General features: G+C 62.2%; 24 protein-coding genes and 1 tRNA gene. 8 read left to right on the top strand and 17 right to left on the bottom strand.

Translation table 11 applies throughout. From position 1 onward, the window contains the following. Positions 1 to 24 precede the first annotated feature (24 nt). Positions 25 to 1,335, top strand: coding sequence for a Y-family DNA polymerase (locus ACN5W5_RS23170; protein WP_420050774.1), 1,311 nt, complete (start codon positions 25 to 27; stop codon positions 1,333 to 1,335). Between the two features lie 314 nt (positions 1,336 to 1,649). Here ACN5W5_RS23170 and ACN5W5_RS23165 read toward each other — a convergent pair whose 3' ends face one another. From ACN5W5_RS23165 to ACN5W5_RS23150, 4 genes are all read right to left on the bottom strand, one after another. Beyond that, complete coding sequence (locus ACN5W5_RS23165; protein WP_420050773.1) at positions 1,650 to 2,465, bottom strand: hypothetical protein; 816 nt, start codon at positions 2,463 to 2,465, stop codon at positions 1,650 to 1,652. Between the two features lie 138 nt (positions 2,466 to 2,603). Continuing rightward, positions 2,604 to 3,062, bottom strand: a complete 459-nt coding sequence (locus ACN5W5_RS23160; protein WP_420050772.1) for a hypothetical protein — start codon at positions 3,060 to 3,062, stop codon at positions 2,604 to 2,606. After that, the gene (locus tag ACN5W5_RS23155) at positions 3,059 to 4,462 is read right to left on the bottom strand and encodes a hypothetical protein (RefSeq protein WP_420050771.1); all 1,404 of its coding nucleotides are present in this window, start codon (positions 4,460 to 4,462) and stop codon (positions 3,059 to 3,061) included. The genes ACN5W5_RS23160 and ACN5W5_RS23155 overlap by 4 nt, the downstream gene beginning before the upstream one ends. Positions 4,463 to 4,667: 205 nt before the next feature. Further along, positions 4,668 to 4,743, bottom strand: a tRNA-Arg gene (locus tag ACN5W5_RS23150). Positions 4,744 to 4,887: 144 nt separating this feature from the next. Between ACN5W5_RS23150 and ACN5W5_RS23145 the strand changes: the two genes are divergently transcribed. Further along, complete coding sequence (locus ACN5W5_RS23145; RefSeq protein WP_420050770.1) at positions 4,888 to 5,430, top strand: c-type cytochrome; 543 nt, start codon at positions 4,888 to 4,890, stop codon at positions 5,428 to 5,430. A gap of 77 nt (positions 5,431 to 5,507) precedes the next feature. Here ACN5W5_RS23145 and ACN5W5_RS23140 read toward each other — a convergent pair whose 3' ends face one another. The 3 genes from ACN5W5_RS23140 to ACN5W5_RS23130 all read right to left on the bottom strand — a co-directional run bounded on the left by ACN5W5_RS23140 (position 5,508) and on the right by ACN5W5_RS23130 (position 7,684). Beyond that, the gene (locus ACN5W5_RS23140; RefSeq protein ID WP_420050769.1) at positions 5,508 to 6,086 is read right to left on the bottom strand and encodes a DUF2946 family protein; all 579 of its coding nucleotides are present in this window, start codon (positions 6,084 to 6,086) and stop codon (positions 5,508 to 5,510) included. A 139-nt stretch (positions 6,087 to 6,225) separates the two neighbouring features. Next, complete coding sequence (locus ACN5W5_RS23135) at positions 6,226 to 7,233, bottom strand: YheT family hydrolase (protein ID WP_420050768.1); 1,008 nt, start codon at positions 7,231 to 7,233, stop codon at positions 6,226 to 6,228. Positions 7,234 to 7,246: 13 nt separating this feature from the next. After that, entirely contained in the window at positions 7,247 to 7,684 is a 438-nt protein-coding gene (locus ACN5W5_RS23130; protein ID WP_420050767.1) for a YybH family protein, read from the bottom strand. A gap of 199 nt (positions 7,685 to 7,883) precedes the next feature. On the opposite strand from ACN5W5_RS23130, the gene ACN5W5_RS23125 reads away from it, so the two are divergent. From ACN5W5_RS23125 to ACN5W5_RS23115, 3 genes are read left to right on the top strand one after another with little or no spacing between them, the layout of a single operon-like run. Next, positions 7,884 to 8,492: a LemA family protein gene (locus ACN5W5_RS23125; RefSeq protein ID WP_420050766.1), complete on the top strand. Its 609-nt coding sequence runs from the start codon at positions 7,884 to 7,886 to the stop codon at positions 8,490 to 8,492. After that, positions 8,489 to 9,388, top strand: a complete 900-nt coding sequence (locus ACN5W5_RS23120) for a TPM domain-containing protein (protein WP_420050765.1) — start codon at positions 8,489 to 8,491, stop codon at positions 9,386 to 9,388. Before ACN5W5_RS23125 ends, ACN5W5_RS23120 begins: the two co-directional genes overlap by 4 nt. 5 nt (positions 9,389 to 9,393) lie before the next feature. Continuing rightward, positions 9,394 to 9,921, top strand: a complete 528-nt coding sequence (locus ACN5W5_RS23115; RefSeq protein WP_420050764.1) for a TPM domain-containing protein — start codon at positions 9,394 to 9,396, stop codon at positions 9,919 to 9,921. 30 nt (positions 9,922 to 9,951) lie between these two features. On the opposite strand, the gene ACN5W5_RS23110 is transcribed toward ACN5W5_RS23115, so the two are convergent. The 10 genes from ACN5W5_RS23110 to ACN5W5_RS23065 all read right to left on the bottom strand — a co-directional run bounded on the left by ACN5W5_RS23110 (position 9,952) and on the right by ACN5W5_RS23065 (position 18,055). Continuing rightward, a complete protein-coding gene (locus ACN5W5_RS23110; protein ID WP_420050763.1) occupies positions 9,952 to 10,524 on the bottom strand; it encodes a cyclic nucleotide-binding domain-containing protein in 573 nt (190 codons plus the stop codon). A gap of 120 nt (positions 10,525 to 10,644) precedes the next feature. Then, a complete protein-coding gene (locus ACN5W5_RS23105; RefSeq protein WP_177137035.1) occupies positions 10,645 to 11,061 on the bottom strand; it encodes a F0F1 ATP synthase subunit epsilon in 417 nt (138 codons plus the stop codon). Between the two features lie 119 nt (positions 11,062 to 11,180). After that, positions 11,181 to 12,587, bottom strand: a complete 1,407-nt coding sequence (gene atpD / locus ACN5W5_RS23100) for a F0F1 ATP synthase subunit beta (protein WP_177137034.1) — start codon at positions 12,585 to 12,587, stop codon at positions 11,181 to 11,183. 44 nt (positions 12,588 to 12,631) lie between these two features. Beyond that, entirely contained in the window at positions 12,632 to 13,498 is an 867-nt protein-coding gene (gene atpG / locus ACN5W5_RS23095; RefSeq protein ID WP_177137033.1) for a F0F1 ATP synthase subunit gamma, read from the bottom strand. A 31-nt stretch (positions 13,499 to 13,529) separates the two neighbouring features. Then, positions 13,530 to 15,086, bottom strand: a complete 1,557-nt coding sequence (gene atpA / locus ACN5W5_RS23090; RefSeq protein WP_226464594.1) for a F0F1 ATP synthase subunit alpha — start codon at positions 15,084 to 15,086, stop codon at positions 13,530 to 13,532. A gap of 60 nt (positions 15,087 to 15,146) precedes the next feature. After that, a complete protein-coding gene (locus tag ACN5W5_RS23085; RefSeq protein WP_177137031.1) occupies positions 15,147 to 15,677 on the bottom strand; it encodes a F0F1 ATP synthase subunit delta in 531 nt (176 codons plus the stop codon). 46 nt (positions 15,678 to 15,723) lie between these two features. Then, a complete protein-coding gene (locus ACN5W5_RS23080) occupies positions 15,724 to 16,194 on the bottom strand; it encodes a F0F1 ATP synthase subunit B (RefSeq protein ID WP_077334649.1) in 471 nt (156 codons plus the stop codon). A 121-nt stretch (positions 16,195 to 16,315) separates the two neighbouring features. Further along, positions 16,316 to 16,564, bottom strand: a complete 249-nt coding sequence (gene atpE, locus ACN5W5_RS23075) for a F0F1 ATP synthase subunit C (protein ID WP_420050762.1) — start codon at positions 16,562 to 16,564, stop codon at positions 16,316 to 16,318. Between the two features lie 77 nt (positions 16,565 to 16,641). Beyond that, complete coding sequence (atpB, locus tag ACN5W5_RS23070; RefSeq protein ID WP_420050761.1) at positions 16,642 to 17,526, bottom strand: F0F1 ATP synthase subunit A; 885 nt, start codon at positions 17,524 to 17,526, stop codon at positions 16,642 to 16,644. A gap of 28 nt (positions 17,527 to 17,554) precedes the next feature. After that, on the bottom strand, positions 17,555 to 18,055 hold the full coding sequence (locus tag ACN5W5_RS23065) for an ATP synthase subunit I (protein ID WP_420050760.1): 501 nt from the start codon (positions 18,053 to 18,055) through the stop codon (positions 17,555 to 17,557). Positions 18,056 to 18,189: 134 nt separating this feature from the next. Between ACN5W5_RS23065 and ACN5W5_RS23060 the strand changes: the two genes are divergently transcribed. Genes ACN5W5_RS23060 through lipB form a run of 3 tightly spaced genes read left to right on the top strand, consistent with a single transcriptional unit; the run spans position 18,190 to position 20,103 of the window. Continuing rightward, complete coding sequence (locus ACN5W5_RS23060; protein ID WP_420050759.1) at positions 18,190 to 19,113, top strand: aminotransferase class IV; 924 nt, start codon at positions 18,190 to 18,192, stop codon at positions 19,111 to 19,113. Between the two features lie 10 nt (positions 19,114 to 19,123). Then, positions 19,124 to 19,408 (top strand): DUF493 family protein, encoded by a 285-nt coding sequence (locus ACN5W5_RS23055; RefSeq protein WP_420050758.1) that lies wholly within the window; start codon positions 19,124 to 19,126, stop codon positions 19,406 to 19,408. Between the two features lie 2 nt (positions 19,409 to 19,410). Beyond that, entirely contained in the window at positions 19,411 to 20,103 is a 693-nt protein-coding gene (gene lipB / locus ACN5W5_RS23050; protein WP_420050757.1) for a lipoyl(octanoyl) transferase LipB, read from the top strand. Positions 20,104 to 20,110 lie beyond the last annotated feature (7 nt).

The raw sequence follows: 20,110 nt of genomic DNA, 5'->3' as shown, positions 1-20,110 counted from the left end.
TTTGCGCTTGAGTTGGGACTCCTCATGGCCGCATCACTTTATGCCCTCGTGGATGGCAACAACTTCTACGTGTCCTGCGAACGCGTTTTCAGGCCAAGCCTGAACGGTCAACCCGTCATCGTGCTGTCCAACAACGATGGCTGTGCCATTGCGCGTTCCAATGAGGCCAAGGCCCTGGGCATCGCCATGGGCGCTCCGTGGTTCAAGATCAAACAGCTGCAGGAGACACACGGGCTGGTCGCACTGTCCGCGAATTTCTGTTTGTACGGGGACCTCAGTGACCGGATGATGAGTTTGGTCGCGGGCCTGGGCCATCGCCAGGAGATCTATTCCATCGACGAGTCCTTCATCGACATGAGTGGCGTTCGAGGGGATCTGATCAAGCGCTGCCGAACGATCCGTGAGCGGGTGCTGCGCTGGGTGGGTATCCCTTGCTGCATCGGACTGGGACCCACCAAAACCCTGGCCAAGCTGGCGAACCACATTGCCAAGACCGCGGAACGCAAACCGGGCAGCTACCCCGCCGAGTTGGCCCAGATCTGCAACCTGGCCGATCTGAACCGTGATGCCCTGGAGTCGGTGCTGGCCAACACAGCTGTGGATGAGGTCTGGGGGGTGGGGAAGCGGATTTCATTCCAGCTCAAGCAGGCCGGGATTGAAACCGTTCTGCAGTTGTCGCGGATGGACCTGGCCACCGTGCGCACCCGATGGTCGGTGGTGCTGGAGCGGACGGTGCGAGAACTGCAGGGGCAGGCATGCGTTGATCTGGAGGACGTGGCCCCTGACAAACAGGAGATCGCCTGCACGCGTTCATTCGGTCGGCCGGTGACCGAGCTCGCCGATTTGAAAGAGGCAGTCAGCGAGTTCGCGAGCCGCGCGGCTGAGAAGCTGCGTCGCCAGCACGGACTGGCCAACCTGGTTCACGCGTTCGTGAGGACCAGCCCGTTCCGACCTGACCCCCAGTACAGCGGGTCCATCGTCGTGCCTCTGCGACGAGCGACTGCCGACTCGACCCAGATTGCCGAAGCCGCACTGGCAGGCTTGGCTCAGATTTTCAAACCCGGGTTTCTGTACGCCAAGGTGGGTGTGATGCTGCTGGAACTGCAACCGGACTCCGTACAGCAGGATGAGCTGGACCTGGAACCTGAGCAAGACAAGGACCTGGGTGAGTTGATGGGGACACTGGATCAGATCAACCGGCGCTACGGCCGCGGCACCGTGTTGCTCGCCAGCACCGGGCTTGCAGGTGATCGCCGGCGCTGGGCCATGAAGCAGGAGCGGCGCACCCCGCAGTACACGACCCGGTGGGAAGACATGCCCGTGATCCGTGCATGACAGACCAGAGAAGGAATTTGCGTTGCGAACCACTGTGCTCCTGGTGGCTTTTGCTACACCGCTTGGGGCCACATGCGCGGAAAGAGCGGTAGAGCAGTACGTCGCCGCAATTCACTCGGTCGGGAAAGTAAATTGGTGGCGGGATCAAGCTGTGTCCACTTACTTAGTTTGGGTGTACGTAGGCAGCGGGTCTTTGCTGAGTAGTTGCTAAGCCTTTTTTGGGATTATTTTGATTATTTAATTGCTGTGAGGCCTTACATAAGCCCGTAGCAGACTCCTGGACTCTTGCGCACTGTTGAAAAACAACCGTTCGCCTACTCTTCATCCCATAGCGCATTACCTGGTGCTGGTAGCGCCCACTCGTTTGAAATCGGCTTGTAGAGCCGCGAAGGCTTAGGGTGCAGACCACGAACCAGAAGTTCGTCCAACCCCTGCGCAAAGAATCTTCCTTGGTAGTCCCTGCTGATCCGCGAGAGCAAACTCATCGTGCGTTGTTTTCTCTCCAGACTCAATGGGCGTCCGTTCCGCGCGGCCCTGTGTTCCAGGACTCGAGTAAGTCGTGACAGCGTAGGCATGATGTGCAGCCGTAGATGCTTGGCCCAGAAAGCCCTGTGATCGAGTCCAGCAAGATCCATCGCTGACTTGATATTCGCCCGTCTAAGAGCTTTGGCCCCATGGATACGCCACTCTAAATGGACTCTGGGGCTCTCGGGTCGAACCTTCCTCTTCCCATCGCTGTACACGGCGATCTCATTTCCGCTACGTTTTGTTCCGATATAACTAGTCTCGTACTCTTGGACGTGATCGGTCGTCGCCAGTCGCGCAGGGGTGAGGACTCCCAGTAACGCTTCGTGCAACTGGGCTGCGTCATGATCACAGCTTGTCGTGAGATCCAGTGCTAAGTGCACATCCAGCAGATGAAGGAGTTCCGGATTCCGTTCCTGGATATCTTGCAAAACACAGAACGTCGCTTTAGTAGGCTGGTGAATCTTGTGCACGTAGTGGTACAAGATCTCACCCGTCTCCATGTTGACGTATTTATGCTTGCCACCGAAGTACCTAATGTCAGGAAATCTCTCATCTGGGATCAAGGTACCTTTGAGCCGCGCCAGGTCGGCAGGGTCAATCATCTTCGTGCTTCTGGCGAACACCGAGTCTATGTAAGCCAGCCGCTCGACAACGTATGCCTGAAGGATGGGTTTACGAACAGCAATACGTCTTCTGGGCATTCTTGCTCCCAATACGGCTCTGGCATTTCAGTTCAGATGCTACGTCGATCCGATGGCTTCCATGGATCCCCGCCCTTTATTTTTGCGTCGCAAGGCGTCGCGAATCGCGTCAATGCCTTGTGCAGTCTGAAAAGCTGTCACCTTTCCCAGGGGCATCTTTATCGATTCCAAGAAAGCTGACATCTCGGTCGGCGAAGAATCACTGAGGTAATGCTGCTCATTGACACCCGGGCCAGGCTCATGACCCATGAAGCGTTTTCGCATCCAGTCCGGCATGCTGGTTCGCTTCTGAAAAGCGTTGTTGATGCCGTGGCGGAACGAGTGGAAGACTTTGGTTCCGTCGCGCTGCATCCCGAGGCTCTCCAAGTACTGCGACATCACGCGGATCGCATCCTTTGCGTACCAATTCGTGCTGTTCCAGGAAAGCTCAGGAAAGACACGCTTGAAACCCGCCTCGCGCAGCTTGCTGCACCATTCAGCGAAGCCGAGCTCGATCAAGCGAGAGTGGATCGGTATCTTTCGCGCCGACCACTCGTTCTTGAGGCTCTTGTCTGCCGTCCTGCGATTGATATCGATGTACCAGACATCAGCATCCTGGCCAACGTCGTCGAGGTGAAGCTGCGCGAGTTCGTTGATGCGCGCGCCGGTGCACAGCCCAACAACGGGAGCCAGTAATGAAACGGCTGGAACGTGCGATAGGTCCCTGCCTTGGTCTTTTCACCCTGTCCGGTCCTGAACCACGGCGCATCAAAAATCTTGTCGAGTTCCTCGTTGGTAAATTCCTCTCTGGTTGGCCGCTCGATCTGGACCCGAGTGCGCTCCGCCTTCGTAAGGACAGACTCCTTGCGCAGTCCGGTGCACGGGTCATCTTGAATCCACTTCTGGTCATGCGCCCACCGGAACATGCGCGCAATCCACTTCATGCGCATGTCTCGCTCACTCGCCGACATTCGTGGCCAGTCCGTATCAGCGATAGCCTGAATGGAGTCGGCCATGGATCTGGTGCCAAGCTTGCTGCGCACTCGGTTCTCGTTGGCGGGCATGCGCGCGAGATGAACGTCGCGGAAGTGGCGTAGCCGCTCCGAATCGACGGCACCTATGCTGAGATCGCCTTCGAACTCGATCAGCAGAGCAATACCGGCACGCATCCGCTCGATCCCCTTGGCTGAGGTCAAGACCTGGGGCAGGTGAGATTTGCAGAAGGCGTCCAAGACCTTTGAAAGCGGGGCCTTTGAGCGTTGTGCAGCACTTGATTCCGGTGCGCCCTTCGCAGCAGCGCTGTGTGCCTCTCTGGCTGCGGCCAAAACGGCGGGTGGAATGGCGTCAGCCATATGTCGCCTGCGCGTTTCGAGTTCGGCGCACGAGAGTTCCACTTGACTGGTCTCGAGAAGCAATGCGCCCTCCGGCACAAAGGCCATGTCCGCATCCTCTTCGCCGATGATCTCAAGGGCCACAATGTCGGCGCCTTTGCCAGTCAGCAAGCGCGCGGCGACGGCGTCCGTCTCGTCGGCAGGAACGCGATAGATGCCCGAACCGTACGCTTCACGAGAGCCTGGCGGCCTGTTCTCCTGTGTGGGCACAAGGACGGTCCCCAGATCCGGATCGTCTGTCTCGAAGGACGAAAACTTTGTCCTGTACCCCAGTTTTCTGACCAGTCGGCAATACAGCGAGAGATGCCCGTCGGCTGCCTGCCTGAGCAAGTCAAACACTTCCACGCCCATCGCAGCGGCTGCTTGTGCAATCGGAAGGTAGCTGCCGGAGCGCAGGTAAGGGCTGCCATCCGCAAGCTTGAGGATGCTGTCGTAGTTCATAGAGGCCGCAGGAAGTTGAAGCTGATCGACTTCCCAGAGTTGTCGCCTCCAGCCAGCCAGAAGCTCGCTGGCCACGAGCTTTGCCATCGACCTACTGCGTGAACCCGTAGTGGCGACAAACTCTCTGAAACCGAGGATCGGACGGAGCCGCGCGGGAATGGTAAGGCGCGCGACGTAGATACCGCTAGGCCTGCGCAGAAGATGGTCCATTTGACACCCTTTGGGATAGGGTGCTGCGCTTTGGGGCGCCAACTCCAGAAAAACCAGCTAGATCAACGCTGGTATGGAGATGTGGTGCGGCTGGCGGGGATCGAACCCACGACCCTCGGCTTCGGAGGCCGATACTCTATCCACTGAGCTACAGCCGCAACAGCATTCGATTCTATCAGGTGGGCCCAGCTGCAAGTCTGCGGCAAGAGGGGTTTAGCTATAATTGCGGGCTGCCCGGCACTTGGCCGGGCACGGCCTGCCCCACCCATCCTGGCCCCCGTTCCGCCATTCTTGAGGACACCATGAGCGACCACGCGCACGATTCCCACACCGGCCCGATCAAAACCCCTGCCCAGTTGCTCTGGACGTCGTTTTTCTCGTTCGTTGCCCCGATCTTCATCATCATCGGCCTGGTGTACTTCGTCACCTCCGGCGACAAGCCGGCCGCCGGCGCGGTGGACCCCGAGCTTGCGACCGCCCAGCGCATTCAGCGCGTGGGCACGGTGGCACTGGGTGATGCCGCAACGATCGCTGCCTCCATGGCGGCTTCGGGCGCAGCCCCGGCCCCAGCCGCTGACGGCGCGGCCGCTGGCGCCCCCACCGCTGCACTCAGCGGCGAAGCGCTTTACAACAAGGCTTGCATGGCCTGCCATGCGGCCGGTGTGGCCGGCGCACCCAAGTTCGGCGACAAGGCCGCCTGGGGCCCGCGTATCGGCCTTGGCCTGGAAGCGCTGACCGCCAGCGCGATCAAGGGCAAGAACGCCATGCCCCCCAGGGGCGGTTCCACGGCGTCGGATGCCGAGATCCAGTCGGCCGTCGAGTTCATCCTTGCCGCGGTCAAATAAGCCTGAAAGGCCTCTGTGCCTTTCACGAAGAAGCCGGTCGCTGACCGGCTTTTTTTATGTGCGTTGCCGACCGCGCGTCAGGGCTTACTGACGGATTGGGTTTCTCTGACATGCAAGCGCTGCGGGCTGCGCACAAAACCCCCGTCGATCGGCAGCGCAGACCATTGCACCGGCTCGGGCACCCAGCGCCCCGACTCCACCGCATCGGCCGCTTGCGCCATGTCGCTGGTGTGCACCAGGCCCAGGCCCATCGCGGTCACGAGATAGAGGCGGCCCTGTTCGTCCAGCAGGCTCTGCCTCACCTCGCCCGCATCGAGCCCGGTGTGGGACCAGACCCGACCATCGGGCTGCACGCGCCAGATGAAGGGCGTGTTTTCGAGCTCGACGTACACCCGCTGGGGCCCGTTCTGAAAGAACCATTGCCCTTGTTCGTCCGCGGCGTAGTTGCGGTGGATGAAATCGATCAGCTTCTCGTGTTTGAGCAGGGAACCCTTGCTGGCGGGGCCGCCGTCCCCCTCGGCCCGCGCAAACGGGCCGGCCGCCTGGCAGCGATCGTCGCGCATGTACCAGTTGCCGCGCGCGTCGAGCCCCAGCCAGCCGTAACAGTGCGGCACGTTGGGCCATTTGGCGAGGGCGGCTTTGACGATGTCATCCATACCGTGGATTACAACCCGTTTCAGGCGCACGAGGCACAAGTCAATGCCGGCAGAGGGGAAGTCGTTCCAAGGGCACCGCGGAGCCGGCTTCGCCGGGTCGCCCCCTGGAGGGGGTCGCGCGCAGCGGGGCGGGGGTGGGTCAAATCCTCTCCAACAGCCAGCGGCCGACCGCTTCGGGCATGGCGCGCACATGGCTGCGCAACGGCGGGCGCAAGGCCGGGAAACCCACATGTCCGCCCTGCGCCGTTTGCCAAAGGGTCACGCAGGGCCCGGCGTCGCGCGGCGTCGGCAACGAAGCAGCGGGCACAAAAGGGTCATTGCGCGCATTGAGCGCCAGCGCGGGCACGCGGATCTGCGCCAGCACGGGCTTGGCCGACGCACGCGCCCAGTAGTCGTCGGTGTCGCGAAAGCCGTGCAGGGGCGCGGTGAACAGGTTGTCGAAGCTGTACAGGTCGCGCGCCGCCAGCAAGGCCTCGCGGTCGAACAGGCCCGGGTATTGCTCCAGCTTGCGCAGGGCTTTGGGGACCATGCTCGACAAAAACATGCGGGTGTAGACCAGGCGGTTGAAACCGCGGCCGATGGCGTGCCCACCCGCGGCGAGGTCCAGCGGCGAGCACACGGCGGCCACCGCGCGCACGGTGTGTGCCGCCCCCTCGCCCATCTCGCCCGCCCAGCGCAGCAGCGCATTGCCGCCCAGCGAGACGCCCACCGCCAGCAAGGGACGGCCCGGGTGTCTGGCCGCGAGCCGCTTGAGGATCCAGTCGATCTCCTCGAAGTCGCCTGAGTGGTAGGCGCGGGGTGCGCGGTTGATCTCGCCCGAACAACCCCTGAAATGAGGCACAGCAAAGGCCAGTCCCTCCGACGCGGCAAAGTCAGCGAAGGCGACAGCGTACTGGCTGGCCGACGACCCTTCGAGTCCGTGGAACAACACCAGCAAGGGGGCGCCTGGCGGGGCGGTGTGCGTGGCCAGGTCCACATCGATGAAGTCGCCGTCGGGCGTGTCCCAGCGGGTGCGCTGCCAACGGGGCGCCGGCCCGAAATGGCGCTGGGCATACAGCGCCGCCCACAGCGTCTGCGCGTTGCCGCCGGGTAGCCACCAGGGCGCGCGGTAGTCGTCCATCGCAGTGGTCGGCGGCTCGCGTTTCATGTCGGTTGAACGCTCAGTGCAGGACCGGCGGTGTGGTCGTGACCTCGGGCGGTTCGGTGCGCGAACCCGGACTGGCGTGATGGGCCACCAGGCGCCAGCCCTGTGCCGTCTTGGCGTAGACGTTGGTGGCCACCACCCAGGCGTGCTGCAGCCCGTCGTCACTCAACACCTCCACGCGCTCGACCACGCTGTGCACGCTGCAACTGCCCGCATCCAGGCGGCGCACCTTTTCCGGATGGGCCTTGACGCTGCCGTTGGCAAACAGGGCTTCGAACGCGGCGCGTACCGCGGCATGCCCCACCATCCGGGGACCGCCGGGGTGCACGCAGACGATGTCGTCCTCGTCGGCCCAGCAGGCCATGAGGCGTTCGAGGTCGCCGTTTTGCAGGGCGTCGTAGAACGCGTGTTCGGTGTCGTCGGGGGAACCGGGGGGCAGTTTGGTTTTGCGCATGGCAGCCATTTTGCCGCTTGCCCGGGGCGCCTGGGCGGCTGGCGCCTGCTTCCCCGGCCCGACGCCCCCTTGATCACCTGCCCGTCACGCACTGGCGTTGCCGGCCAAGGCACTGCCCTGCCACACGCCACAGGTATAGTTGCCCGACAACAGGCCCGTACGGCCTGCCACCATTCTGGTCAACGCCTCCGGAGGACACATGCGCACCCTGTTCAAACCCCTGACCACCTGGGCCCTGGCCCTGTTCCTGGCGGCCGGTCTCACCGGCTGCGGCTACAACGATTTCCAGCGACTGGACGAACAGAGCAAATCCGCCTGGTCCGAGGTGCTGAACCAGTACCAGCGCCGCGCCGACCTGATCCCCAACATCGTCGCCACGGTCAAGGGTGAAGCCAACTTCGAGCAGGAAACGCTGACCAAGGTGATCGAGGCACGCTCCAAGGCGACCTCGATCCAGATGACGCCGGAGATGCTGAACGACCCGGCCGCGATGCAGAAATTCCAGGCCGCACAGGGCGAGGTGGGCAGTGCCTTGAGCCGCCTGATGGTGGTGGTCGAACAGTACCCCAACCTCAAGGCCAACCAGGCCTTCAGCGACCTGCGTGTGCAGCTCGAAGGCACCGAGAACCGCATCACGGTCGCCCGCAACCGCTACATCCAGGCCATCCAGGAATACAACGTGCTCGCACGCAGTTTCCCGACCAACCTCACCGCCATGGTGTTCAGCTACGCGCCCAAGGCGGGTTTCCAGGTCGAAAACGAAGCCGCCATTTCCAGCCCGCCCAAGGTGGACTTCAACAAGCAATGACCGTGCACTGGCATCGCCCGCTGCTGGCGGCGGTCTTCTGGCTGCTGGGCGCCGTGGCCTGGGCCCAAGGCCTGCAGCCGCTGCCCGAGTTGCGCGCGCGGGTGATGGACCAGACCGGCACGCTGGATGCCGGCAGCCTCGCCACACTCGAAGCCCGGCTGGAGGCGTTCGAGAAAAGCCGCGGCTCACAGGTCGTGGTGCTGATGGTGGCGACCACCGCTCCGGAAGACATCGCCGATTACACCCAGCGCCTGGGCGACGCTTGGAAGCTCGGGCGCAAAGACGTGGGCGACGGGGTCTTGTTCGTCATTGCCAAGGACGACCGCCGCCTGCGCATCGCGACCGCCAAGACACTGGAAGGCGCCATTCCCGACCTGATTGCGCGCCGCATCATCGATCAGGCGGTCACGCCCGCCTTCCGCCAAGGCGACTATGCGGGCGGCATCCAGGCCGGCGTGGACCAGATCCTTGCCCGCATCTCGGGCGAAGACCTTCCGTTGCCGCAGGCCTCACCCACTGCGGTGAATGACTTCGAGTGGATGGACGTGCTGATTTTCCTGGTGTTCGCCGTGCCGATCGCCTCGGGGGTCTTGCGCGGCATCTTTGGCAACAAGCTCGGCACCGTGTTGACCGGTGGCGCGGCGGGCGGACTGGCCTGGTTCATCACCTCGGTGGCCTGGATCGCCATCGGCGCGGGTCTGCTGGGGATGCTGGCTGCGCTGTTCATCCAGTTTCTGCCGACGTCGCCCACGTCGGGGCGTGGCTCCCGGGGGGGGCACCACGGTGGCTGGGGCGGCGGCGGTTTTGGCGGTGGGGGTGGCTTCGGTGGCGGCGGCGGTTTTGGCTCCGGCGGCGGGGGCGACTTTGGCGGCGGCGGTGCGTCCGGAGGCTGGTGAGCAAGATGAACAAATGGCTGCGCATCCTCAAACACCGCTGGTTCGACGCCTCGGACACACGCCGCGCGGTACCCGACGACATGGCCGAACGCCTGGCGCAGCGGGTGGGCGCCAGCGAAGCCCGGCACACCGGTGAGGTGCGCTTGTGTGTCGAAGCGGCGCTGCCGTTGTCCTACCTGTGGCGCCTGCAACCAGACCGGCCGATCAAGGCTCTGGTGCGCGACCGCGCGGTGAGCTGGTTTGGTCGCATGGGCGTCTGGGACACCGAACACAACAACGGCGTCTTGATCTACCTGCTGCTGGCCGAGCACGCGATCGAATTCGTCGCCGACCGTGCCCTCGCGCAACGGGTGGATCAGGCGCAGTGGCAGGCCATCGTGGACCGGCTCGGTGCCCGCCTGCACCGGGGTGAGCTGGAAGATGGCCTGACGCAGGCGCTGGAGGAGGTTTCGGCGTTGCTGGTGGAGCACTTCCCTGCCCCGCCCGAAACCTGGCGCCCCAACCAGCTGAGCAACAGCGTCGTGCGCGCCTGACGCCGACTGGCCCGTCGGTCGGCGTTCGGCCTACCTGCGCTTCTGGGCGTCGAGCCCGCCACGGTTGTTCATGACCACCTGCAACTCCTGCTGCAAGGCCTTGTTCATCTGGGCAAAGGTCTTGAGCTTGCGGGTGGTCTCACGCAAGCGGTCGGCCATGCGCTTGGAGATCGCCAGCAACAGGCGCGCACCGACCCGAGGTTCGTCCTTGAGCAGTCGCATGAGCGCGGTTCGGGAGAGGACCGCCGCATAGATGTCTGTGATAGCGGTGCAGGTGGCTGAGCGGGGCGCGCCATCCAGCACACCCATTTCGCCGATCAGATGTCCTGGACCCATGATGTTGACCACCATGCTTTCGTTGAGACCGGGCAAGGCATTCTCCACGGCGATGTCTCCTTCGAGCACCAGCAACATGTAGTCGTTCTGACGGACTTCGCCTTCCTGGATGAACACCGTTCCTGACTTGATGCGCTTGGGTCGCATATACGCCACGATCTTCATGGCGTCCGCCAAGGTCAGGTCATCGAGTGCTGACGCAGTGACCAGCAGACGCGCCGCCACTTCCTCCGGTGCCATGTCCGGGTTTTCAAAAATCGACGACATGGCAGCGATGCGGGTTGAAGTGGTTCGACAAGATGCTTGTATTGTGCGGGTGCACAGCAACAATCGGCAAAAAAAAGACCGGCCAACGACCGGTCTTTCTGGAGCCAACGCGCGGGCGTTTTACTTTTTCTGGCGGTACTTGCGCAGCGCTGCAATCTGCGCGGCCATGACCGCGAGTTCGGACGTGGCCTTGGCCAGATCGATATCGCTCTTGGCGTTCTTGACGGCTTCTTCGGCCTGCTTGCGCGCATCGCTGGCCTTGGCTTCGTCCAGGTCCTTGCCTCGGATGGCGGTATCGGACAGCACGGTGATGCAGTTGGGCTGCACTTCCAGAATGCCACCCGCCACAAACACGAACTCTTCGCCGCCATCGGCCTTCTCGATGCGCACGGCACCGGGCTTGATGCGGGTGATCAGCGGAATGTGACCGGGCAGAATGCCCAGCTCACCCGCTTCGCCCGGCAGGGCCACGAATTTGGCCTCGCCCGAGAAGATCGACTCTTCGGCGCTGACCACATCAACGTGGATGGTGCTCATATGTACTCCTGTAAAAAGTCGAAGAAAAGCAAGTAATCGGGTGTCCGGCTAGGCGGTGCGCGGAGATGTGCTTTCGCACATCGAGCACTCCAACAACGCCGGGGCCCGAGTACGCCGCTTTACGCGACTTTTTTGGCCTTTTCGAAGGCTTCGTCAATCGAACCGACCATGTAGAAGGCCTGCTCGGGCAGGTGATCGCATTCGCCAGCCGTGATCATCTTGAAGCCGCGGATGGTTTCCGACAGCGGCACGTACTTGCCGGGCGAGCCGGTGAACACTTCGGCCACGTGGAACGGCTGGCTCAGGAAACGCTGGATCTTGCGAGCGCGGGCCACGGCCAGCTTGTCTTCAGGCGCCAGTTCGTCCATGCCCAGAATCGCGATGATGTCGCGCAGTTCCTTGTAGCGCTGCAGCGTGTTCTGCACGGCGCGCGCGGTTTCATAGTGGTCCTGGCCCACGACCAGCGGGTCGAGCTGGCGGCTGGTGGAGTCCAGCGGGTCCACTGCGGGGTAGATACCCAGCGAAGCGATGTCACGCGACAGCACCACGGTGGAATCCAAGTGGGCGAAGGTGGTAGCGGGCGACGGGTCGGTCAAGTCATCGGCGGGCACGTAAACGGCCTGGATGGAGGTGATCGAACCGACCTTGGTCGAGGTGATGCGCTCTTGCAGGCGGCCCATTTCTTCGGCCAGCGTCGGCTGGTAGCCCACGGCGGAAGGCATGCGACCCAGCAGGGCGGACACTTCGGTACCGGCCAGCGTGAAACGGTAGATGTTGTCCACGAAGAACAGCACGTCGCGGCCTTCGTCGCGGAAGGACTCGGCGATGGTCAGACCGGTCAGGGCCACGCGCAGACGGTTGCCCGGGGGTTCGTTCATCTGGCCGTAGACCATGGCCACTTTGGAGTTGGGCAGGTTCTCAAGGTCCACCACCTTGGAGTCTGCCATCTCGTGGTAGAAGTCGTTGCCCTCACGGGTACGCTCGCCCACACCAGCGAACACCGACAGACCGCTGTGGGCCTTGGCGATGTTGTTGATGAGTTCCATCATGTTCACGGTCTTGCCCACGCCGGCGCCACCGAACAGACCCACCTTGCCGCCCTTGGCGAACGGGCAGATCAGGTCGATCACCTTGATGCCGGTTTCGAGCAGTTCCTGCGAAGGGGACAGCTCGTCGTAGGCCGGGGCCTTGCGGTGGATGGAAGCGGTCAGGGTCTGGTCAACCGGGCCGCGCTCGTCGATGGGCGTGCCGAGCACGTCCATGATGCGGCCAAGGGTGGCCTTGCCCACGGGCACCATGATGGGTTCTGCGGTGTTGGTCACCAGCATGCCACGGCGCAGGCCGTCGGACGAACCCAGCGCAATCGTGCGCACCACGCCGTCACCCAGCTGTTGCTGGACTTCCAGCGTCAGGGCCGAGCCCTCCATTTTCAGGGCGTCATAAATGTGGGGCATCTGGTTGCGCGGAAATTCCACGTCAACCACGGCGCCGATACATTGGACGATCTTGCCTTGTACTTGAGACATGATGGATACCTTTTAAATTCTCTGGATTCTGTTGAACGGCTGCTTCAGACCGCTGCGGCACCGGCGACGATTTCCGAAAGTTCTTTCGTGATCGCGGCCTGGCGAGTCTTGTTGTAGACCAGCTTGAGTTCGCCGATGACGCTGCCGGCGTTGTCGGTGGCGGCCTTCATGGCCACCATGCGCGCCGACTGCTCGGAGGCCATGTTTTCGGCCACGGCCTGGTAGACCTGGGCTTCCACATAGCGCAGCAGCAGCTCGTCAATCACGGCGGGTGCGTCGGGTTCGTAGATGTAATCCCAGTCGCGTCCGCCCGCGCCATCCTGCAAGGTGCCTGCGTTCAACGGCAGCAACTGCTCGGTCACTGCTTCCTGCTTCATCGTGTTGATAAACCGGGTGTAGCACAGGTAGACCGCGTTGATGCGGCCTTCGGTGTACGCATCGAGCAGCGACTTCACGGGGCCGATCAGCTTGTCCAGATGGGGCGTGTCGCCCAGTCCGGTTGCGCTGGACACCACCTTGGCGTTGATGCGGTTGAGAAAACCGAGACCCTTGTTGCCAATGGCCACGGCCTCGGCGCCGATGCCTTTGGCCTGCAGATCCTTGAGCTGGGTCGTCAAGGCCCGCAGCACGTTGGTGTTCATGCCGCCGCACAGTCCCTTGTCGGTCGTCACCACGACAAAACCGGCGGTTTTGGCGTCGTTGACCTTCATGAAGGCGTGCGTGTACTCGGGGTTAGCGCGGCTCAGGTTGCCGGTGATCTGGCGCACCTTTTCCGCGTAAGGCCGGGCCGCACGCATGCGGTCCTGCGCCTTGCGCATTTTGGAGGCGGCGACCATCTCCATGGCTTTGGTGATCTTCTTGGTGTTCTCCACCGACTTGATCTTGCCGCGTATTTCCTTGCCTGCTGCCATTGCTGCTCCTTTATCGGGTCAATGGGCCGGTTCAGTACGTGCCGGTTTTCTTGAACTCGGCAATGGCGGCGGCCAGCTGGGCTTCAGCATCCTTGTCCATGGCCTTGTCGTTTTCCAGCTTGGCCAGCAGGGCCGCGTACTTGTCCTTGAGGTGGGCGTGCATGCCGGCTTCGAAGGGCAGGACCTGCTTGATCTCGATGTCATCGAGGTAGCCCTTGTTCACGGCGAACAGCGTGGAGGCCATCAAGGCGATGGACTGCGGGCTGTACTGGGCCTGCTTCAGGAGTTCGGTCACGCGGGCACCACGGTCCAGCTGCTTGCGGGTGGCTTCGTCCAGATCGGAAGCGAACTGCGCGAACGCAGCCAGTTCACGGTACTGGGCCAGATCGGTACGGATACCGCCGGACAGGCTCTTGATCAGCTTGGTCTGGGCAGCACCACCGACGCGCGACACCGAGATACCGGCGTTGATGGCGGGGCGGACACCGGCGTTGAACAGGCTGGTTTCCAGGAAGATCTGGCCGTCGGTGATCGAGATCACGTTGGTCGGAACGAAAGCGGACACGTCGCCGGCTTGCGTTTCGATGATGGGCAGTGCGGTCAGCGAACCGGTCTGGCCCTTGACTTCACCCTTGGTGAAGGCTTCCACGTAATCGGCGTTGACGCGAGCGGCGCGCTCCAGCAGACGGCTGTGCAGATAGAACACGTCGCCGGGGTAGGCTTCGCGGCCTGGCGGGCGACGCAGCAGCAGCGAGACCTGGCGGTAAGCCACAGCCTGCTTGGACAGATCGTCATAGACGATCAGGGCGTCCTGGCCGCGATCGCGGAAGTACTCGCCCATGGTGCAGCCGGAGTAGGCCGACAGGTACTGCATGGCGGCGGATTCAGAGGCCGAAGCGGCCACGACGATGGTGTAGTCCATCGCGCCGGCTTGCTCCAGGGCACGCACCACGTTCTTGATCGACGAGGCCTTCTGGCCAATCGCGACGTAAACGCAGGTCATGTTCTGACCCTTCTGGTTGATGATGGCGTCGATGGCAACAGCGGTCTTGCCGGTCTGGCGGTCGCCAATGATCAGCTCGCGCTGGCCACGGCCGACGGGCACCATCGAGTCGATCGACTTCAGACCGGTCTGCACCGGCTGGTCCACCGATTTACGGGCGATCACGCCCGGAGCGACCTTTTCGATCACGTCGGTCATCTTGGCGTTGATCGGGCCTTTGCCGTCGATCGGAGCGCCCAGGGCGTTGACCACGCGGCCGATCAGCTCGGGGCCGACCGGCACTTCCAGAATGCGGCCCGTGCACTTGACGGTCTCGCCTTCGGAGATGTGTTCGTATTCACCCAGAATCACGGCGCCGACAGAGTCGCGCTCGAGGTTCAGGGCCAGGCCGAAGGAGGGCACGCCATCCTTGTTGGCCGGGAATTCCAGCATTTCGCCCTGCATCACATCGGACAGGCCGTGCACGCGGACGATACCGTCGGTCACCGACACCACGGTGCCCTGGTTGCGCACATCACTCGATGCGCCCAGACCCTCGATGCGGGACTTGATCAGTTCAGAGATTTCGGCGGGATTGAGTTGCATGACTCTTTCCTTCTTTCGTTAAATGGGATGAGGGCGCGCCCGGGATTCGACCAACGGGCTTCAAGCCGTTAGCGCAACTTTCATTTGTTCCAGGCGGGCTTTGACGGAAGTGTCGAGCACCTCGTCACCCACCACCACGCGAACGCCACCGATCAGGTCGGGCTGGAGCTCAACCTTCAGGTTGAGCTTGCGTCCAAAGCGTTTTTCCAGCACACCCGAAAGATCGGCCAGCGCAGCGCTGTCCATCTCGAAGGCGCTGTGAACCACAGCGTCGGAACTGCCTTGCTGGGCGTTTTTCAACGCCCGGAACTGCTCGGCGATTTCGGGCAAAGCGGCCAGACGACCGTTCTCGATCACGATGCGCAGAAAATTCTGCGCCGGCGTGGACAAGCCGGCTTTGAGCACGCCGGTGATGACACCGAACACCTGCTCGCTGGAAGCCTTGGGGCTGTCGGCGAACTGGCGCAACTGCTCGTTGCTGGCGATGGCTGCCAGCTCATCAAGCCAGACAGCGGTGCCGGCGGCATCTGCGCCAGCGGCTTTGAACAGCGCGTCCGCGTATGGACGGGCGATGGTTGCGATTTCGGCCATGGTCTACCTGTGGATGCCTGCTGGGGAAGCGTGGAGGATCGCGGGATCAGAGTTCGGTCTTCAGGCGGCCCAGCAACTCGGCGTGAACACCGGCGTTGACTTCGCGCTTGAGGATCTGCTCGGCACCTTTGACAGCCAGGGAAGCCACTTCTTCGCGCAGCGCCTCACGGGCTTTGACGACCTGAGCTTGTGCTTCCTGGTGAGCAGCGGCCACGATCTTGGCGGCTTCTTCGGTCGCACGCGCCTTGGCCTCTTCGATCACGGTCTGTGCACGGCGCTCGGCATCGGCCAGACGGATGGCGGACTCGTTGCGCGATTGGCTCAACTCTTCTTCCACGCGCTTGTTGGCGACAGCGAGCTCGGACTTGGCTTTTTCAGCCGAGGCCAGGCCTTCGGAAATCTTCAACGCACGCTCGTCAAGGGCTTTTGCGATGGGTGGCCACACGAAAGTCATCGTGAACCACACCAGGATCGCAAAAACGACGGCCTGCGCGAAGAGGGTTGCATTGATATTCATCGCAACGCCTTTCTGTGTGTTGACAAGGGAGTAGACGCGCTTGCTGCGGCATGGACGGCGCTGGTGCGACCGGGCTCAGAGCCCGGTCACCTCTGGCCGCCGCGCACGGCAGCAAGAACCATCAGGCCAGCGTGAAGGGGTTGGCGAATGCGAACAGCAGGGCAATGGCCACGCCGATCAGGAAGGCCGCGTCGATCAGACCGGCCAGCAGGAACATCTTGGTTTGCAGGTCGTTCATCAGCTCAGGCTGACGGGCGCCGGACTCAAGGAACTTGCCGCCCATCATGCCGATGCCAATAGAAGCGCCCAAGGCACCCAGACCGACGATAAGACCGCAAGCCAGTGCGACGAGACCCAGAACGTTTTCCATGATGTTTCCTTTGAGATGGAGAAAAGATTAAAGAGAAAGGGAGAGAGAAAACTCAGCGAACGGGAAACCCGCGCCGCTTAGTGAGCGTCATGCGCCTGCCCGAGGTAAATCAGGGCCAGCATCATGAAAATGAACGCCTGCAAGGTGATGATCAAAATATGGAAGATGGTCCACACCGTGCCCGCGATCACATGTCCGATGAAGAACAGTCCACCGCTGAGCGAGAAGGCGGCGAAACCACCCAGCAACGCAATCAGCATGAACACCAGCTCACCCGCGAACATGTTGCCAAACAACCGCATGCCGTGTGAAACCGTCTTGGCCACGAACTCGATCATTTGCATAGAGAAATTCACCACGCCCAGCAGCAGGGCTGCGATCGGGTTTTTGCTGGTGCCGAACGGAGCGGTCACCAGTTCGTGCGACCAGCCGCCGATGCCTTTGATCTTGATGTTGTAGAACAGGCAAAGCAGCAGCACGGAGATCGACAGACCCAGCGTGGTCGACAAGTCGGCGGTGGGCACCACGCGCAGATAGGCGTGGTGCGGATCGTGACCGGTGGCGGAGTAGTACTCAGCCCAGAGACGTGGCAACAGGTCAACCGGCAACATGTCCATGAAGTTCATCATGAAGATCCAGACGAACACCGTCAGCGCCAACGGAGCCACCAGCTTGCGGCTCTTGGCGTTGTGGATCACCGACTTGGCCTGACCGTCGACCATTTCGACCAGCATCTCCACGGCCGCCTGGAAGCGGCCTGGCGTGCCCGCCGACGCCTTGCGCGCGGCGCGCCACAACAGGAAACACACAAAGGCGCCGAGCACCACGCTGAACACCACGGAGTCCAGGTTGATGATCGAAAAATCCACAATGGATTGCTGTTTTTCACCCGAGTTGTTCAAGTGAACCAGGTGGTGCCGGATGTATTCACCCGGGGTGATTGCGTTACCTTCAGCAGCCATGTTTGTTTGCGTCCATCAACCGATTTATTCAACGACGGGTCTGGATCCAGAATCCAAACCAGTACACCTTCAACACAATCACCAGGCCCGCCACCAGGGCCAGCCAATTCAGGTCGGGAACGATTCTGGGTGCGGACCACAACATGGCTACCGTCAACAGAATCTTGACCCCCTCCCACAAAACAAAACTCATGAACATCGAGATCACGTGTCCCGCCGATCGACGGGACAAAGCACTCGACGTCATGCCCCAGGCCATCAAGGCCGTCGGGATCACCACCGAAGCTGCGCCGTACAACACCGAAGAGGCCACCGGAACCGAACGGGTGAACAACCACCCCAGAACTCCGGCCACCAACCCCACCAGCACTTGCACACCCACCACACGCCAGGCCGACAACGCGGGCTGGCTGCGCCGCCACTGCAACGCTTCTTCAGGCGTGAGGGGCTTGAACTCGGGATCAACCGCCCCATCTTCCCAAGTATCAGAGGTTCGCGAAGTCGACCCCACAGGCGGTATTGTCGACATGGCAAATTACTGACAGGTTACAAAGGTATGCGATTGGGCACAGCCGTTGATTATACGTAGAAACCCCATCCTTCCGTCAAGGTGTCTGTGAGCGTGAGGGTGCGTGCGCCAGCGGCAACGGATAATTCCCTGGTATGAACATCCTGATGCCGGGCACCACACCCGACCTCCCGCCTCCATTGCCTGAGTCGCTGTGCTACCTGAACGGCGAGACCATCCGGCTGTGCGACGCCAAGGTCAGCGTTCTGGACCGTGGCTTCATTTTTGGCGATGGAGTCTACGAGGTGTTGCCCGCCTACGGTGGCCGCATTTTTCGCTTCGAGCAACACATGGCGCGGCTGGACCGTTCGCTCGGGGCATTGCGCATTCACAACCCGCACACTCACGCCGAATGGCTGGCGATAGCCCGGCGCCTGATCGACGCGCTGGTGACGTCCACCGGGGCGCCCAATCAATTGGTCTACATCCAGATCACGCGAGGCGTGGCGCCTCGCGACCACGTGATGTTGCCCGGCCTGCACCCCACCGTGTTTGTGATGATCAGCGAGATGAAGCAAGCCATGCCAGCCCAGCGCGAACAGGGTGTGCACTGTGTGAGTGCCGACGATTTCCGCTGGCAAAAGGCCCACATCAAAACCACCAGCCTGCTCGCCGCGGTGATGGCCCGCCAGATCAGCGCCGACGTGGGCGCGGTCGAGACGGTGATGTTTCGCAGTGGCTACCTCAGCGAGGCGTCATCCAGCAACGTGTGGGTGGTGAAGAACGGTGTGGTGATGGGCCCACCCAAAGACCACTTGTTGCTCGAAGGCATACGCTTCGGCCTGATTGAAGAACTGTGCCAGGCCCTGGGCATCCCGTTCGAGCTGCGGCGCATCACCCGCGCCGAGGTGCTGGATGCCGACGAACTGATGCTGTCGTCTGCCACCAAAGAGGTCCTGCCCATCACTACCCTGGACGACCAGCCAGTGGGCCACGGCGCCGCGCGTGGTCGCCCAGGTCCGATCTACACCCGCCTGTACGCCGCCTACCAGCAGGCCAAGGCCAGCCAATCGGTTTAAGGAGCGCCCCATGGACCAGCCCCGCGAAATCCCGCCCGAGCAATCCCTCATCGAATACCCCTGCCACTTTCCCATCAAGGTGATGGGCGCCAATGTGGACGGCTACGTCACGGCCATGACCCATGTGGCCAAGCGCTTTGATTCCAGTTTCGACGCCTCGACCATCGAACTGCGCCCGAGCAAGGCCGGCAACTACATGGGTCTGACGCTGTCGGTGTATGTGACCAGTCGCGAGCAACTCGACGAGCTGTACCGCACACTGACCACGCACCCGATGGTCAAGATCGTTCTCTGAGCATGCAGATTCGCAACCTTGGCCGGGTGGACTACGCCCCCACCTACGACGCCATGGTGGCGTTCACCGATGCACGTACCGCGGAAACGCCCGACGAGCTCTGGATCTGCGAGCACCCGCCCGTGTTCACGCAAGGCATTGCCGGCAAGGACGACCACCTGCTGTCGCCGGGCGACATCCCGGTGGTCAAGACCAACCGTGGTGGCCAGGTGACTTACCACGGCCCAGGCCAGGTGGTGGGCTACCCGCTGATCGACCTGCAACGTGCCGGCTACTTCGTCAAGGAATACGTCTATCGCATCGAAGAGGCTGTGATCCGCACGCTGATCCATTTCGGCGTGACTGGTCATCGTGTCGGTGGTGCGCCCGGAATCTACGTGCGGCTGGACGACCCGTTCAGTCACGCCCTGCTGCCGCAACGGCCACAAAAAAAAGTGGAGGGCCAACCCGCCGCCGATCCCGATTTCACCGGCTTGGGCAAGATCGCCGCACTGGGCATCAAGGTCAGCCGCCATTGCACCTACCACGGCGTGGCGCTCAACGTGGCCATGGACCTGCAGCCCTACTGGCGCATCAACCCTTGTGGGTATGCCGGCCTGCAGACGGTGGACCTTTCTACAATCGGGGTCGCCGTTTCATGGGATGAAGCGGCCCAGGTCCTGAGCCAGAAGCTCGGCACCACCCTCAGCCCCTGAACCCCAA

The organism is Hydrogenophaga sp. ZJX-1 (genome assembly GCF_048590325.1).
GTDB lineage: Bacteria > Pseudomonadota > Gammaproteobacteria > Burkholderiales > Burkholderiaceae_C > Hydrogenophaga.
Note: the sequence above shows the minus strand (reverse complement) of the source record. Positions and strands in the feature narration are given on the sequence as shown.